The organism is Tenggerimyces flavus, assembly GCF_016907715.1.
GTDB classification, from domain to species: domain Bacteria; phylum Actinomycetota; class Actinomycetes; order Propionibacteriales; family Actinopolymorphaceae; genus Tenggerimyces; species Tenggerimyces flavus.
Map to the genome: position 1 here is coordinate 7,579,188 of NZ_JAFBCM010000001.1, position 16,074 is coordinate 7,595,261.

Below are 16,074 nucleotides of genomic sequence, written 5' to 3' on the forward strand. Positions count from 1 at the left end.
GATGCGTCTCGTCATCGCCGACTGCCAGGTCGACTACATCGGCCGGTTGACCGCCCACCTCCCGACCGCGACCCGGCTGATCCTCGTGAAGGCCGACGGTTCGGTGTCGATCCACAACGACGACCGCGCGTACAAGCCGCTGAACTGGATGAGCCCGCCCTGCAAGCTGTCCGAGGCGCCCTTCGAGGACGGCGCGGCGACGTGGACCGTCACCGGCAAGGACGGCGGGCAGCTGGTGATCTCGATCTCGAACGTGCTGCACGACTCCTCGCACGAGCTCGGCGTCGATCCCGGGCTGCAGAAGGACGGCGTCGAGGCGCACCTGCAGGAGCTGCTGGCCGAGCACCCGGAGACACTGGGTGAGGGCTGGACCCTCGTACGCCGCGAGTACCCCACCGCGATCGGCCCGGTGGACCTCCTCTGCCGCGACGCTTCCGGCGGCGCGATCGCCGTGGAGATCAAGCGGCGTGGCGAGATCGACGGGGTGGAGCAGCTGACCCGCTACCTCGAGCTGATGAACCGCGACCCGCTGCTGGCCCCGGTCCGCGGCGTCTTCGCGGCCCAGGAGATCAAGCCCCAAGCCAAGGTGTTGGCCGGCGACCGCGGCATCACCTGCATCACCGTCGACTACGACGCCCTGCGCGGCATGGACGACCCCTCCCTGCGCCTGTTCTGAGCCACCCAGCCGCGTCGCGGGGATCTGTGGTTTGGGTCGGGGGCACCCCGGTCCCATAGGTCCGGACAAGGGGGCCCCCGACCCAAACTCAGGCAGCGGCGACGGCGGTGGTTGGGTGAGGGGCACCCCAGTCCCATAGGTCCGGACAAGGGTGCCCCCGACCCAAACGGGGGCGCGCCTAGTCCGACGTCTCCAGGCCGCGTTCGATTGCTTCGATCAGGCGGGGCCGGAGCTCGTGGGCGCTGATCACGGCGTCGACGGAGCCGACGGCGACGGCGCGTTGGATGCTGTGGACGCGGTCGAAGTTCGCCGCCACCTCGCCCAGCTTCTCCGCGCGTACGGCGGTCCGGACCTCGGCCAGCGAGGTCGCCAGCGCCGCTCGTTCCGCCCCCACCGCCTTCGCCACCCGCGCGGCCAAGCCAGAGACGCGCGGGTCCGACGACGTCAGCCCGTCCACCTCGCGGGCGAAGACGACCGCCGCCGCCGGCGCGCCGCCGATCACCGAGGCGAACGAGCCCTCCACCGCGAGCACGGTCAGCCGCGGGTTCAGCGCCTTCGAGAAGACCACGAAAGCCCCGCCGTGGTAGCGCGAAACGACACAGAACACGATCGGCCCGGAGAAGTTGACGATCGCTCGACCGATCTCCGCGCCGTACTCCAGCTGCAGGTTGCGCATCGAGTCCGGTGATCCGTCGAAGCCGGACAGGTTCGCCAGCACCACCAGGGGCCGGTTCCCCGAGGCGGCGTTGATCGCTCGCGCCACCTTCTTCGACGACCGCGGGAACAACGTCCCCGAGGTGTACGTGTCCGGCCCGTCGGAAGGCGGGAAGCCCCGCCGCGGCACGGACTTCGACTCGATCCCCAACAGGCACACGGGATACCCGCCGAGCCGCGCGTCCTGCACCACCGCGGTCTCGGCGTCGGCCATCCCCGCCCAGCGCTCCAGCACCGGGTGGTCCTGGTCGGACACCGCACGCATCACCGTACGGATGTCGAACGCCTTCTTGCGATCCGGGTTCGTCGACGCGGAGAAGATCTCGCCCACCGTACGGAAGTCCGACCCCGCCGCCTCGTGCGGGTACGAGCGCACATCTCTGTCCACCGGGTCCGAGGTCTCCGCCCGCCGCGGCCCCGTCTCCCCCGGCACCACGTACGTGTGGTCGTAGTGCGTCATCAGCACGTCCCACGCGCGCCGAAGATCCGGCGCCCAGTACTGCGCCTGCCCGTTCGGCCCCATCACCCGGTCGTAGCCGCCGATGCCGAAGTTGTCCTCGGCCGACACGCCACCGGAGAAGTCCAGCGACTGCTTGCCGGTCAGCACCATCGCGCTGTCCGGCGTCATCACCAGAATCCCCTTGGTGTGCATGAGCATCGTCGCCTCGGCGTTCCAGTACGGCTGCGCGCCGACGTTGATGCCGACCACGATGACGTTGATCTCGCCGCCGTTCTGGGTGAACTCGACGATCCGCTTCAGCGCCTTCGCGATCCAGTCCATGTTCTCGGTGCCGGAGTCCATCGAGATCCGCGCACCGGCGGACAGCGCGTACCACTCGACCGGCACGCCCATCCGCTCGGCGAGGTCGAGCGCCGCGATCACCCGCGTGCACTCGGCCTCCGCGAGCGCGCCGAGCGACTTGGTCGGGTCGCCGCTGAGCAGCACCCGGGTGATGCCGTCGGGGTAGCGCGAACGCGGCGTGCTCACCACACCGACGATCAAGCCGGCTTTGTTCAACCCGCGCGGGCGATCGACCGGCACCAGCGTGCCGGTGTCGTCGAGGTCGTACTCGACGACCGAGCCGCGCCGGCCGGCGATCAGGTCGGTCAGCTCGTACGGGTAGACCATGTTCCGACGCCGCGACCGCAGCACGTTCTGGCCGTAGTCGTCGAGCGGCTTGAGCCGTTCCGCCGCCGGCGGCTCGACAGACGTGACGACGCCCGTTCCGGACTGGTACGAGAAGCGCGCGACCACCGGCGCGATCGTGCCATCGGACCCGCGTACGCGGCCCTGCGCCAGCACCTCCTCGACGCCGGCGCCGGCCGTCAGCGGCGCGATGTTGCGCTGCAGCGCGGCGAGCTCGTCCACCTGGACGTCGACGACCGGCCACACGTGCAGCCAGACGTGGTTGACGTCGAGCCGCGCACCGGCGGTCCCACGCGCCGAACGGGCCCGGCGGATCGCCTCCACGCAGTTCGTGATCGCCCGCTCCACGTGCGGCAGCGACGTCACGTGCCCCTTCTCGTCGCGCGTGGCGGAGAACTGGCGAACCTGGGCGAGCGCGACCAGCCGCCGGTCGGCGTCGTTCTCCCGCGCGACGCAGTGGTACAGCAGCACGTCCTCGGGCGCCTCGAGGCGAGTGAGCCGGAATTCGCCGAGCCGCCACAGGTTCAGCCGCTGGGCGACCATCGGATGCAGGCCGCGCACGTGGTCGTCCTCGACGACCGAGCCGTTCTCCGGCCGGTACGTGAAGTACTCGACCTCGCGGCCGCCGCCGCGCGCGATCGCCACGGTCAGCCGGCGTACGCGCCGAGCCAACGGCAGCGCCACGATCAGCTCGCGGATCGCGTCCGACGCCTCCTGCTCGTCCTCCGGAACGTCCGGCCCGAACAGGTAGAGGTCCACCACCGCCTCGTGCCCGGCCGGCCCGGCCTCGATCTGCGCGCTCAGCGCTCGGGCCAGCCCGCCAGCGGGATCGACGAGCTCCGCCACCGTGCCGACCGTGCTGACCAGATGCGTCGGCTGGTCGTCCAGCGAGTAGTCGGCGGTCGCGAACGGCCGTCCGTCGACGGCGGACTCGCCGAGGTCGCGCAGCTCGTACTCGCGGTAGTGCCGCCGGATCAGGACCTCGAGCATCGGCTCGCGTTCGTCCCAGCCGTGCTCGATGTGGGCCGCCAGGAACCGCACGATCTTCTCGGGGATCGCCGCGAGCGCCTCGATGCGCTGCTGCCGCTCCGGCCCGTCCGGGCTCTCGGCGAGTGCCTCGAGCTCGGGCGCGACGCCCGCCAGCACCTCGGCGCGCGCCTCGTCCACCAGGGGCTGGTCGTACCACCGGAACCGCACGCTCCGGGCAAGGTCGCCGACGATCGGGAACCGCAGCTGGGTCGCGAGCACGAGCCGGTCCAGAACGTCGTGCACCCGCCCCTCCAGCGGCGGGGCCGGCCGCGGCTCGGTGCTCCAGGCCTGCAGCAGCGAGGTCACCAGCAGCACGTCCGGCGTCGACCGCTGCTGCGCGAGGAAGATGCGGAACACCGCGCCTTCCAGCTCCGCGCTGCGTTCCAGATCGGTGACGCCGTAGTGGTCGAGCACGCGCGCGAGCCGGCCGCGGAACTCCTCCGGCAGGCCGCCGCGGTCCGGGTCGAGGCTCTGCAGGTACGTGTGGAAGTGCTCGCGCGGGCTGTGCACCTGGTTCTCGGTGCTGACGTCCTCGCCGACCGGCCGGTTACGGCTCAGCTCGGCGAAGTCCGCGAACACCTGCAGCAGCTCGATCTCCGCGACCATCGGCGCCTCGCCCACGGCGCCGAGGTCGGCCCGCGCGGCGAGGTAGCTGGTCAGCACCTTGCCCTCGTCGCGCGGGTCGAGGTCGAAGCCGAGCAGCATGCTGCGCAGGTCGTCCAGGCCGCGCGCGGCACGTTCGGCGGCGGACCGCTGCCCGTTCTCGGTGGGCAGCTCGAGGTCGACCCCGGCCGAGGTCGGCGCGACCTCGGCGGCCTCGCCCTCGGCGACCGGCTCGAGGCGTACGAGCGGCGCGCTGGTCTCGACCTGGCTGCCGGTCGACACCAGCAGCTCGCGCACGATCGCCCGGAACGGCGCGTACAGCACCGTCTCCATCTTCATGCTCTCCAGCACCAGCACGGGCGCGCCCGCCTCGACCTCGGTGCCGGGCGCGACCGGGGTCGCGACGACCAGCGCCGGCGCGGGCGAGCGCAGCACGCCGCCCTCGTCCCGGCTGACCCGGTGGGTGACGCCGTCCACCTCCACCAGGTGGACCGGGCCGTGGGTGGCGGTGACGAGGCGGAAGCTGCGGTCGCCGACGACCAGCCGGCTCGTGTACGGGCCGAGCCGGTCCAGATCGCCGTAGACCACCTGCGCCTCATGGCCGTTGCCGACGCCGACGCGGAACCGCTTCGGGCCGATCTGCGCGACGGTCACGCGGTACGCCGCGCCCCGCAGCGTGAGGTCGATCGCCCGGCCGACCTCGTGCTGCACCTGCGGCCGGCCTCCGTGCGCGGTCGACAGCAGCCGCAGCCGCTCGACCTGCTCGGCGTCCTTGTAGCCCTCGATCGCGGCCGCTACCAGCCCGACGCCGGAGTGCCGGTGCGAGACCAGCCGGCCCTCGCCGCGGACGCGGTCGATCCAGCCGGTGTCGGCGCTGCCGTCGATCACCTCGGGCTGGGCGAGCAGGTCGAGCAGGAAGCTCTTGTTGGTGACGCCGCCCTCGATGATCACCGTGGTCGCGCCGACGGCCCTGCGGAGGCGGGCGAGCGCCTCGTCGCGGGTACGGCCGTACGCGATGATCTTCGCGATCATCGAGTCGAACTCCGCCGGGATCGTGTCGCCCTCGCTGACGCCGGTGTCGACCCGTACGCCGGGTCCCGTCGGCAGGTCGAGCAGCGCGATCCTTCCCGGCGCCGGCGCGAAGTCGCGGTCCGGGTCCTCGGCGTTCAGCCTCGCCTCGACCGCGTGCCCGCTCTCGGTCGGCCGCTCCCCCTCGAGCTTCGCGCCGGCGGCGACGCGGAGCTGGAGCTTCACCAGGTCGACGGCGGTGGTGACCTCGGTGATCGGGTGCTCGACCTGCAGGCGGGTGTTGACCTCGAGGAACGCGAAGACCTTGTCACTCGGGCGGTAGAGGAACTCGACCGTTCCGGCGCCGCGGTAGCCGACCGCGAGCGCGAGCCGCTCGGCCGCGCCCTTCAGCGCCTCGACCTGCTCGGCGTTCAGGACCGGAGAGGACGACTCCTCGATGACCTTCTGGTTACGGCGCTGCACCGAGCAGTCCCGGACGCCCAGCGCCCAGGCGGTGCCCTGGCCGTCGGCGATGATCTGCACCTCGACGTGGCGAGCGCCGCTCACCAGCTTCTCCAGGTAGACCACGCCGCTGCCGAACGCGCGGGCCGCCTCGTCGCGGGTGCGGTCGTACGCCTCCTGGAGGTCCTCGGCCTGGCGGATGACGCGGATGCCCCGGCCACCTCCGCCCGCCGCGGCCTTGAGCATCAAGGGGTAGCCGATCTTGTCGGCCGCCGCGAGCGCCGCCTCCAGCGACTCGCACGGGCCGCCGCTCCAGGGCGCGACGGGGACGCCGACCGACTCGGCCATGAGCTTGGAGGCGATCTTGTCGCCGAGCTGGCGCATCGCGTCGGGCGCCGGCCCGATGAACGTGACACCAACCCGTTCGCACAGCTCGGCGAAGGCGGGGTCCTCGGCGACGAAGCCCCAGCCGACCCAGGCGGCGTCCGCCTTGGTCTCGAGGAGGGCTCGTTCGAGCACAGCGTGGTCGACGTACGGCCGGTTCGAGGCGGGTCCGAGGGCGTACGCGAGGTCGGCCTCCCGGACGAACGTGGCCGTCCGCTCCCCGTCGGTGTAGAGCGCGACCGTCTCGATCGGCTCGCCACCCTCCGCGTTGAGCTCACGAACGGCGTTGACGATCCTCATCGCCGCCTCGCCACGGTTCACGACCGCGATCCGCCTGAACACCGACTCGTCCTCCCAGCCCTCGCCCTGTGCTTCGCGGCCCCAGGCTGTCAGGCCAGGGCGTTCTCGTCGAGTTAACCCCCAGTCCGACGCGCGTTCCAACCACGCCACACGCGAAACAGCCCCGCCGGGACATGCGCCGGCAGGGCTGTTGTCGCGCGAACGAGCTAGTGCGGCCCCATCGCCTCGACCTCGTCGCCGCACGGGCCGCCGCCGTCAGCCTCGGGCACCTGGAAGCGGGCGCCGTCCATGGTCCGGGTCGGGTACCAGACCGAGATCTTCTCCGACGAACGGCCGACGTAGTGGCAGATGAACGAGCGCCGGAACCGGTCGGCGGTCGCGTTCGGCCCCGAGCCGTGCACGAGGCTGCCGTTGAAGAACAGCACGTCGCCCGGCGACAGGTCGACGGGCACCGGCTCCAGGCCGGGCGGCGGCGGGACGTAGTCGCGGGTGAACGACACCGACGAGTCCGACTCCTCCGGGCAGAAGACGTCCATCGCGTGCGTGCCGGGGACGACCTCGAGTCCACCGTTCGTCCGGTCGATCTCGTCGCAGGCGATCCACGCCGCGATGCAGGTGCCGGGCTCGACGCGCAGGTAGAAGTTGTCCTGGTGCAGCGCCTGGCCGCGGGCGCCCGGCGGCTTGAAGTAGAACATGCTCTGGGCTGCCAGGACCTCCTCGCCGAACAGGTCCCGCAGGATCGTCTCGAGCCGGTCGTCGAGCAGGTACCGCAGCGCGAGCTCGTTGATCTCCTGCGGGTGCATCACCCGGGGGAACGCGAGCAGCGGGTCGTTGTGCTGGTTCTCGTTCTGCGGCTTCGGCTCGAAATGGCCCTTGATGAACCCGCCCGCCTGCATGGCCATGAACTCGGCCACGATCGTGTCGATCTCGGACTGGTCGAACAGGCCGCGCGCGATCGCGTAGCCCTGGTCGAAGAAGCGCTGCCGTTCACTCGGCGGCAGGGGGGCCGGCTTGGTGAGCGTCGTCATGGTTCGACGGTAGGTCGATGACGCAGACTGTGTGGATGCCCGACGAGGCTGCGAACCTGCCTGATCCTGCTGCGACCACGCCCTCTCCGCCAGCGGAGCTGCTCGTGGTGGGGTGGTTCGACGAGCGTCCGGGGTACGCCGCGCGCCGCGCCGGCGGGGCGTCGAGCTGGCTGCTGACCTGGACACTCGCCGGCGCTGGGCGGATCCGGCAGGGTGGGGCCGAGGTGCTCGCCCGGCCCGGTGACCTGGTCGTTCTCGGCGCGGAGGTCGACCACGAGTACGGGGTCGCGCCTGACGCGGACCGCTGGACGTTCTGGTGGGTGCACTTCCAGCCGCGTACGTCCTGGCACGGCTGGCTCCGGCCGGTGGAGGTGGGTGACCGGGTGTTCGTCGTACGGTCCGTGCCCGCTGCTGTGCACGGGCGGATCGACGCGGCGTTCGAGCGCATGCACGCCGACGCGCGCTGGTCGGGGGTGGGCGCGCCGCCGCCTCCGTCCGCTCTGCCGGCCGTGCCGGCGATGGCGGTCCCGACCGCGGCGCGCGAGCTCGCGACCGGGCGGGTCGAGGAGATCCTGCTGCTCGCCACCGCGGCCGGCGCGACGGGTGAGCCGGGCGATCCGGGCGACGCGCGGGTCCGGCGGGCCGAGGCGATCCTCGCCGCCGACCCCGGGTCGCCGCACACCGTCCGGTCGCTGGCCCGCGAGGTCGCGCTGTCGCCGTCGCGGTTCGCGCACCTGTTCGCCGAGGAGACCGGCCGCACGCCGATGCAGGCGCTCCGCGACGTCCGCCTCCGCCACGCCGCGACCCTGCTCGAGGCCACGAACCTCGCGGTCGGCCAGGTCGCGACCGCGTGCGGCTTCGTCAGCGCGTTCCACTTCAGCCGCGTCTTCCGCGCCCGCTTCGGCACCTCACCACGCGCCTTCCGAGCCGAGCTGCACTCCCCCGAGCGCCTGTGACGAAAGTGGCTGGAGCGACGCAGCGGCGTCTTGGCATCGCCGACGAGCAGGCTGCCCCGGGTACTCCTGGACGGCTCTCCGGTGGCTCCCGACCGACTCCCCAGCGACGGCAAATGATCATGTTTACATGATCATTTGCCGCTCTACCTGGGATACACCCCGCGTGAAGCACCCACATGCCAGGTAAAGCGGCATCGGCGCCATCCGCCAGCACCACCGACGTACGCCACAGGTCCTAGCCGCTCTCCAGTTCCGATGAGTTTTCGGCGGCGCGTCGTCAGTACGAGGCGACCACCCACCGGAAGGGACACGCACATGACCACGCGAGGCAAGGTCGTCTGGGGCACCTCGATGTCGCTGGACGGGTTCGTCGCCGGACCCGACCACGCGATGGGCTGGATGGCGGCCGACTGGCTGCCGCCGGCCCCGCCCAGCGAGCTCGCGAAGGACCTCGCCGGCGAGATCGGACTGCGCTATCGCGTCGTGCGGTCCTGAACCAGCGCGAGGACCTCGTCGGCGCAGCCCCAGGCGATCGTGTAGCCGGAGCCGCCGGTGCCGTAGCAGTGCACGCGGAGCTGCGCGCCGACCCGTTCGGCCTCCAGCCGGACGCTCGGCCGCGTGGGGCGCAGCCCGACGTTCTCGGTGATCACCCGCGCCGATGCGAGCTGCGGCACCAGCGCGGCGGCACGTTCGCGGATCGCGGCCGTCGTCTCCGGGCGCGGGTCCGGCTCCCAGTCACCCTCGTCGGCCGTACCGCCGAGCACGATGTCGTTCTCCCGCGGCACGATCATCGTCAGCTCGTTGCGGTCCTTGTGCGCGAGCATCCACTCGGTCAGCCCGACCTGCTCGACCACGACGACCTGCCCGCGGACGGGCGTCACGGTCCTGTCGTTGGCGAAGTGCCGGGACGCGAGGCCGGTGCAGTTCAGCAGGATCGGCGCCCGGTCGGGCAGCTGCGAGAACGCCATCCGCGTCACCGTTCCGCCGAGGCTCTCCAGACGTTCGACCAGCCACGGCAGGTACGTCGGAGTGTCGATCACCGGCGACTCGAACCGCCAGCCGTCCACGTAGCCCTCCCGCGGCGAGGCCACCCGGGACAGCTTCGGCACAGCCTCGATCCACCACGGGTCCGGCGCCGCCTGCCCGAACAGCTCCGTCCCCCACCGCATCCGTACGCCGGAGCCGGGCGCCTCGTCGGCCAGACCCGCGTACACCTTCATCGACCGCGCCGACCAGGCCGTGACCTGCACGTGCGGGAAGGCTCGGTACGGATACCAGAGCGCGGGCGCGACCGCGGACGTCGTCTCCAGCGGCAGGTCGCGCGCGAACACGTCGACCTCGTAGCCCGCCTCGGCCAACCGGATGGCGCAGGTCAGCCCGACGACGCCCGCACCGACCACCAGGACCCGTGTCATGAGGCGATCATGGTGCGGCTCAGTCGGTCCAGTCCAGCCTCAGGGTCTTGTCGAGATAGCCGCTCAGCCGCTCGGCCTCCCGTTCGACGGCCTTGCGGGTCTTCGCCGAGAACGGGACGAACGGCTCGACGGAGACCTCGACGGCGTTGCCCTTGATCTCGTGCTTCCAGATCCCGTCCATCCGGCCGTCGACGAGCACGACCGCGCTCAGCCAGCCCTGCTTGCGGTAGATGCGGTCGCCCACGTCGGCGGGGGTGAAGTGCTCGACCTGCTTGGTCGCGGTGATGACGTACTGGTCGAACGCTGGGAGCAGCTTGACGTGGCCTTTCGGCGGCTTGGCCTTGCTGATCGCTGTGAGCTGGTCGGTGAGCGCGTACGTCTTCGTGCCCTCGACGTCGACCTCTTGGACCGTGTCGCCGAGGCCCTTCAGCACGCGTCCGGCATCGGCCGGCTGGTGGCCCCACCAGCGGGCGAGCTCCTCCCTCGTACTCGGGCCGGAGGCGGCGAGGTAGCGGGTGATCACCTCGTCCAGCGCTTCGGCCGGGTCGTGGGCGAGCAGGTCTGTCTGGTCGAGCCATTGGTCGGGGCGAACGAAGCGGACGCGTTGTCCGTCGCTCGGACCGAACGCGAGGGCGCCCTCGAACGCGGCCGGCTTGAGCAGCGCGCCCCAGCTCTCGCGGAGCTTCTCGCCGAGGTGCTCGCCTGCTTGGTTGCCGACCTTGGTGGCGAGCTGCTCGCGGGTGAGCATGCCCTTGTGCAGGGCTTTGCGTACCGAGGCGATGATCGTGTCGAGCTCGTCGTTGTCGACGCCGAAGGCGCGGAACCAGACCGGCTTCCGGTAGTGCGTACGGGTGCGCTGGGCGTTCTGCCAGACGGCGAACTCGCGGGCCGGCAGCAGGTGGAGCGTGCCGCGCATCGACCAGGTCTTGATCAGGTCGCGGCTGTCTTCGAGCGCGTTCTGGACTGTTGTTTTGTCCAGGTCTTTGATGCGTGCCCAGAGCGTGAGCTCGGCGGAGCTGGCGACCTGGGCGTGCAGGCCGGCGATCCGTTCGACGACGTCGAGGAACTGCTTGGCGGGCGCCGGCTCGAGCAGCTGGTGCTGCTGGAGCCGCCAGGCGCGCACGTTGTCCCACGTCAGCGTGGTCATCGGGTTCCTCCTCCTTCGGTGCCTGTGCGCTGGCGGTCGCGGAACTCGCGGATCTTGGCGCGGTTGCCGCAGCGCTGCATCGAGCACCAGCGGCGCTTTCCGGGGCGGGAGGTGTCGACGAAGATCAGCTCGCAGTGGCCTTCACACTGCCGGACCCTGTCGGCGTACGGGCCGGAGAACAGCTCGATCGCGTCGCGGGCGATGGTCCCGGTGAACTGGCTGGCGGTCATGGGCTTCTGCCAGTGCTTGTTCTGGTGCTCGTCGATCTGCGGCACGGCGGAGGTGGTGGCGCGCTCGTTCAGCCTGGCCAGGTCACGCGGGGGCGGTGGGTCGCTGGCCATGACGGCCTTGGCGACGTTCCACACGGCCTCGCGGAGTCCCCGCAGCTCGTCGAGTCCGTCCTCGTCGACCGCCAACTCGTCCGCGTTCACCCGCGAGGCCTTGGCCCATTCCTGGACGTCGGTCGGCGTGCGCAGGAACTCCTCGTACCCCCAGGACAGCTCACCGCCGGTGGTGAGCAGCTCCAGGCACACCGCACCCGCGTCGAACCAGAACGCCTGACTCTCCGGCGTCCACTGCAGTCTCAGTCCCCTGGAGTCGCTCACGTAACCACTATAACAAGTTACGGGCGCCAGGCGTTGACGGGAGGTGAGCGTTCAATTACGGTCGTGACCTCAAGGACCGCGCGCTGGAGGCTGCCATGCGACGCATCTGCCTTGCCGTACTCGTGCTCGCCGCTCTCGTCGCCGGGCTCGGTGCGCCCGTTCTCGCCGACTCCGCGCCGGAGCCGGCGCCGGTGATCGAGGACCTCGGACCGGCGTCGCTCACCGCGCCGATCGGCGCCGCCGAACCGGTGGGCGAGGAGATCTGGCTCGCGACCACGGGGCTCTCCCCGAACGTGATCAGCGCGTACGACCCGCGGACGAAGCGGGCCGTCGAGAAGGCGCGCCTGCCGAAGGGCGACAGCATCAACCAGCTGGCGGTGATCGGCGACTACCTGTACGCCGGCACTGGCTCGCCCGGCATCCTCTACCGCGTCGACCTGCGCACGAACGAGGTCACCGAACTCCTCGACGCGGCGCCGGACAGCATCATCTGGAGCATCTCGGCGTCGCCCGACGGCAAGCTGTTCATGGGCACCTACCCGAACGCCCGCGTGATCGAGTACGACCCCGCGACCGGCGCGATCACGGACCACGGGCGGGTCTATCCGAACGAGAAGTACGTCCGGGCGATCGTCGCGAACGAGCACACGATCTACGCGGGCATCGGGGCACGCGCCCACCTCGTCGCGATCGACCGGGCGACCGGGGAACGGCGCGACATCCTGCCGCCGGAGGCGCTCGACGCGACGTTCGTCGGCACGCTCGCGCTCGCCGGCGACACCTTGCTCGGCAGCCTGTCCGACCGCGGCGACCTGCTGGTGTTGGACACGAACGACCCGTCGCGCTACCGGCTCGTCGACCTGCCCGGCGACCTGTACGTCGTCGCGATCACCCCGCACGGCGACACCGCGTACCTCGGGCTGCGCCCGTCCGGAACGATCTACTCGTACAAGCTGTGGGACGCGACCGCCCAGAAGCTCGCGGTGCCGCTGCCCGAGGCGTACACCGACCGGCTGGTCGTCCGCGGCGACAAGGTCATCGGGATCACCGACGGGCTGGCGTACGAGCTCGATCCGGTGAGCGGCGTGCTGGACGCGACCGACCTGGTCGCGGCCGGGATGGTGCCGGCGCCGGAGCAGCCGATGGCGATCTCGGCGGATCGCTCGTACGCGTACGTGAGCGGCAAGGGCGGGGTGCAGACGCACAGCCTGCTGTCCCCGGGCGAGAGCACGCGGACGTTCGTGCCCGGCGAGGCGAAGGTGATCACGCCGATCCATGGCTCCACATACCTGTCGATCTACACGCTGGCGCAGGTGCACCGGATGTCGCCGGGCGATCCGTGGTCGACGTTCCGGGCCAAGGTCGGGCAGGCGTTGGAGCAGACGCGGCCGATGGACGCCGTGTACAGCCGCGGCGCGAACGCGCTGCTGGTGTCGACGCAGCCGGACTACGGAAAGTTCAACGGGGCGCTGTCGGTGTTCCGGCTCGGGACGGGCGCGCTGGAGACGTACCGGAACATCCTGCCGTCGCAGACCGTGCACGGGATCGCGGCGCTCGGTCGGTACGCGTACCTCGGCGGCAACATCAACCACGGCATCGGCGCGATCCCGCCGTCGACGACGACCGAGGCCAAGCTGGCGCGGTTCGACCTCGTAACGCGGCAGGTGACCTGGTTGGCCGTGTTGCCGGGGATCAAGCAGGTCGTCGATGTGGTCGCGCTGGACTCGGTGCTGATCGGTCTCACCGAGCGCGGCGTAGTCTTCGGCGCGTCGCCGTCGACCGGGGCGCTGCTGTGGACGGTGCCGACAGGAACGGGCGTCGGCCGGCTGGTCGAGACCGCGCGCGGCGAGGTGTACGGCGCGGACCGCGACCGGGTGTACCGGATCGACCCGGCGACGCGGAGCGTGACCCCCATCGTCACCGCCCTCAACGGCGCCTGGTTCGGCGGCGGCCACGGCCCCTTCGCCGCCTCGGTCGACGGAGGCTCCCTCTTCACGTTGCGCGGCCGCAACCTGGTCCGCATCCGCCTGCCCTAACCCCGCAGTCGCCACCCCCACCAGCTGCCGGCTCATTGAATGAAGGGCACCTTCATTCGAACCTATTGAATGAAGGTGCCCTTCATTCAAAAGGGACGGCCCGGCTTCATCGACACCACAAGAGACCGGGGGCCAACAAGAAGCCCAAGCACGGCAACAAACCCCAACAAGAAGGAACCTCCCCCGGGCACCCGTTCCCGGGGGCAGGGGCGGCGCGTGAAAACAGGTGGCCGGCCCGGGGCGAGTCAAGGGCCGCAAAGCGGTCGCGAAGCGACGTCTCTCTCCCGCGCGAAGCGCCCCCAGAGAGGCGCCCTTGACGCGCCCCGGACCGGCCACCAAAATCGACCGCCGCAACAGCCCACGGACAGCACCAAACGCCCGGAGAGATCTCAGCGAACACCGCACCAAGAGAGCACCAAAAGCCGGCGAGCTTCGCCAAGAACATGAGCCGCACCCGCAGCACAAACAGCGACACTCCGCGGGCCCCTTGGATGAAGGGCACCTTCATCCAAACCTATTGGATGAAGGTGCCCTTCATCCAACCGTGGCGGGGTAGCTGGTGCGGGTGGTGCTGGTGTGACGAGGCCTACCTGGGTCGGGGGCACCCTGGTCCGAACCTATGGGACCAGGGCGCCCCTCACCCAGAACCTCAGCGCGCCCCGTCCATGATCATGAACGTGATCATGAAGCCAAACCCGCCGTATACGACCAGTCCAGCTTCATGATCACGCGGCGCAGAGCGCACCCAAGATCCACGGGGCGTTGCCTCCACCGTTCGGTGGACCCCGGACCGGTCCTCCGGTCGTCCCGCCAGGCCCCCACCAAGCGCGATGCTCAACTCATGGAACCAGTCATCGAAGTCCGCGGGCTTCGCAAGGCGTACCAGGATGTCAAAGCCGTCGACGGCGTCGACCTCACCGTTCAGCGCGGGGAGATCTTCGCGCTGCTCGGGCCAAACGGTGCTGGTAAGACGACCACGGTCGAGATCCTCGAGGGCTACCGCCGGCGTGACGAGGGTGAGGTCAGGGTGCTCGGGGAGGATCCCAGCACCGCCGGGGCGAGCTGGCGGGCAAAGACCGGGGTCGTCCTCCAGGAGGCCACCGACGCCGGGGAGCTGAGCGTCAAGGAGATGGTCGAGCACTTCGCCTGCTACTACCCCAGTCCCCGCAACCCCCAGGCGGTCTGCGAGCTGGTCGGCCTCACCGAGAAGTGGGGTACGCGGATCAGCAAGCTCTCCGGCGGCCAGCGCCGCAGGCTCGACGTCGCGCTCGGCATCCTCGGGCACCCCGAGCTCGTCTTCCTCGACGAGCCCACCACCGGCTTCGACCCCAAGGCGCGCAGGCAGTTCTGGGACCTCGTACGCATGTTGGCCAAAGAGGGCACCACAGTCCTGCTCACCACCCACTACCTCGACGAGGCCGAAGCCCTCGCCGACCGGGCCGCGGTGATCGTACGCGGCAAGGTCGTCGCCGAAGGACCGCCCAGCGAGCTCGGCGGAAGGCAGACCGGCCGGGCGCACGTGCACTGGCTGGAGGACGGCGCCGACCACGTCGTCGAAACCGACGAGCCGACCCGCATCGTGCTCGAGCTCGCGCACCGGCTCGGCGGCGAGGTCCCCGAGCTGTCGATCAAGCGCCCGACGCTGGAGGACATCTACCTCGAGCTCGTCGGCACCGACGCCGAGACCAAAGACCAGAAGACCAAGGAAGAGGTCGCCGCATGACCGCCGTGACCACGCCAACCCAGCAGCAGCAACAGCTGCCGTCGATGTGGAACGTGGGCATTGCCCGCGGTCTGCTCGAGGTGAAGCTGTTCTTCCGGCAACGCGACGCCGTCGTGTTCTCGTTCGCGATGCCGATCGGCCTGTTCATCTTCTTCGCCGGCATCTTCGGCGGGAACGACCTCGGCGGCGGCGTCGACTACAACCAGGTCCTGCTCCCGTCGATGCTCACCGCCGGCCTCGCCTCGACCACGTTGACGAACCTCGCGATCTGGATCGCGATCGACCGCGACAACGGCACGTTGCGCCGCCTCGTCACCACGCCGATGCCGCGCGGCGCGTACTTCCTCGGCAAGGTCATCCAGATGGTGATCGTCGGAGCACTGGAGTCCATTGCCCTGTTGGCGGTGGGCGTCTTCGTGTACGGGGTCGACCTGCCCGCGACACCCGGCAAGTGGTTCACGTTCGGCTGGGTGACGCTGATGGCGTTCGCAACGTTCGGCATCCTCGGCGTCGCGCTGTCGAGCCTCCCGCGTACGTCCAAGTCGGCGCCCGCGGTCATCAACGCACCGGTGATGCTGCTGCTGTTCATCTCCGGCATCTACCTGCCGCTCACGATGCTGCCGGGCTGGCTGCAGGACGCGTCGGGGTTCTTCCCGCTCCGCTGGGTCGCGCAGGGCCTGCGGTCGGCGTTCCTGCCCGACGACGTCGCCAGCGCGACCGAGGCGGCGGGCTCCTGGGAGCACGGCCGGATCCTGCTCGTGCTGCTGGCCTGGTTCGTCGCCGGACTCGTGGTCTGCGTGACCACGTTCCGCTGGAAGCGCCGCGGCGACGGCTGAAACTA

At 70.6% G+C, this 16,074-nt stretch carries 11 protein-coding genes; 6 read left to right on the plus strand and 5 right to left on the minus strand.

Annotated features, from left to right (window positions below; translation table 11 throughout):
• The first annotated feature begins 1 nt into the window (after position 1).
• Positions 2-676, plus strand: coding sequence for an endonuclease NucS (gene nucS, locus JOD67_RS35275; protein ID WP_205122004.1), 675 nt, complete (start codon positions 2-4; stop codon positions 674-676).
• Between the two features lie 178 nt (positions 677-854).
• Here the strand turns inward: nucS and JOD67_RS35280 are convergent, their stop codons facing one another.
• Both JOD67_RS35280 and JOD67_RS35285 read right to left on the minus strand, forming a co-directional pair.
• The gene (locus JOD67_RS35280; RefSeq protein ID WP_205122005.1) at positions 855-6,365 is read right to left on the minus strand and encodes an ATP-binding protein; all 5,511 of its coding nucleotides are present in this window, start codon (positions 6,363-6,365) and stop codon (positions 855-857) included.
• 164 nt (positions 6,366-6,529) lie between these two features.
• Positions 6,530-7,351: a phytanoyl-CoA dioxygenase family protein gene (locus JOD67_RS35285; RefSeq protein WP_205122006.1), complete on the minus strand. Its 822-nt coding sequence runs from the start codon at positions 7,349-7,351 to the stop codon at positions 6,530-6,532.
• 17 nt (positions 7,352-7,368) lie between these two features.
• On the opposite strand from JOD67_RS35285, the gene JOD67_RS35290 reads away from it, so the two are divergent.
• Together JOD67_RS35290 and JOD67_RS35295 are read left to right on the plus strand one after the other, a co-directional pair.
• Positions 7,369-8,307: a helix-turn-helix domain-containing protein gene (locus JOD67_RS35290; RefSeq protein ID WP_239554204.1), complete on the plus strand. Its 939-nt coding sequence runs from the start codon at positions 7,369-7,371 to the stop codon at positions 8,305-8,307.
• Positions 8,308-8,622: 315 nt separating this feature from the next.
• Positions 8,623-8,802 (plus strand): hypothetical protein, encoded by a 180-nt coding sequence (locus JOD67_RS35295; RefSeq protein WP_205122007.1) that lies wholly within the window; start codon positions 8,623-8,625, stop codon positions 8,800-8,802.
• On the opposite strand, the gene JOD67_RS35300 is transcribed toward JOD67_RS35295, so the two are convergent.
• From JOD67_RS35300 to JOD67_RS40805, 3 genes are read right to left on the minus strand one after another with little or no spacing between them, the layout of a single operon-like run.
• Entirely contained in the window at positions 8,781-9,722 is a 942-nt protein-coding gene (locus JOD67_RS35300) for an FAD-dependent oxidoreductase (RefSeq protein ID WP_205122008.1), read from the minus strand. The genes JOD67_RS35295 and JOD67_RS35300 overlap by 22 nt on opposite strands.
• A gap of 19 nt (positions 9,723-9,741) precedes the next feature.
• The gene (locus tag JOD67_RS35305; RefSeq protein WP_205122009.1) at positions 9,742-10,869 is read right to left on the minus strand and encodes a winged helix DNA-binding domain-containing protein; all 1,128 of its coding nucleotides are present in this window, start codon (positions 10,867-10,869) and stop codon (positions 9,742-9,744) included.
• A complete protein-coding gene (locus tag JOD67_RS40805; protein ID WP_307782665.1) occupies positions 10,866-11,474 on the minus strand; it encodes a CGNR zinc finger domain-containing protein in 609 nt (202 codons plus the stop codon). The genes JOD67_RS35305 and JOD67_RS40805 overlap by 4 nt, the downstream gene beginning before the upstream one ends.
• A 95-nt stretch (positions 11,475-11,569) precedes the next feature.
• Here JOD67_RS40805 and JOD67_RS35315 point away from each other — a divergent pair, with 95 nt between their 5' ends.
• The 3 genes from JOD67_RS35315 (at position 11,570) to JOD67_RS35325 (ending at position 16,069) form a co-directional block, all read left to right on the plus strand.
• Positions 11,570-13,510 carry a WD40 repeat domain-containing protein gene (locus JOD67_RS35315; RefSeq protein WP_205122010.1) on the plus strand — a complete coding sequence of 647 codons (1,941 nt, stop codon included), beginning with the start codon at positions 11,570-11,572 and terminating at the stop codon, positions 13,508-13,510.
• 841 nt (positions 13,511-14,351) lie between these two features.
• Positions 14,352-15,233 (plus strand): ABC transporter ATP-binding protein, encoded by an 882-nt coding sequence (locus tag JOD67_RS35320; RefSeq protein ID WP_205122011.1) that lies wholly within the window; start codon positions 14,352-14,354, stop codon positions 15,231-15,233.
• Positions 15,230-16,069, plus strand: a complete 840-nt coding sequence (locus tag JOD67_RS35325; RefSeq protein WP_205122012.1) for an ABC transporter permease — start codon at positions 15,230-15,232, stop codon at positions 16,067-16,069. The genes JOD67_RS35320 and JOD67_RS35325 overlap by 4 nt, the downstream gene beginning before the upstream one ends.
• Positions 16,070-16,074 lie beyond the last annotated feature (5 nt).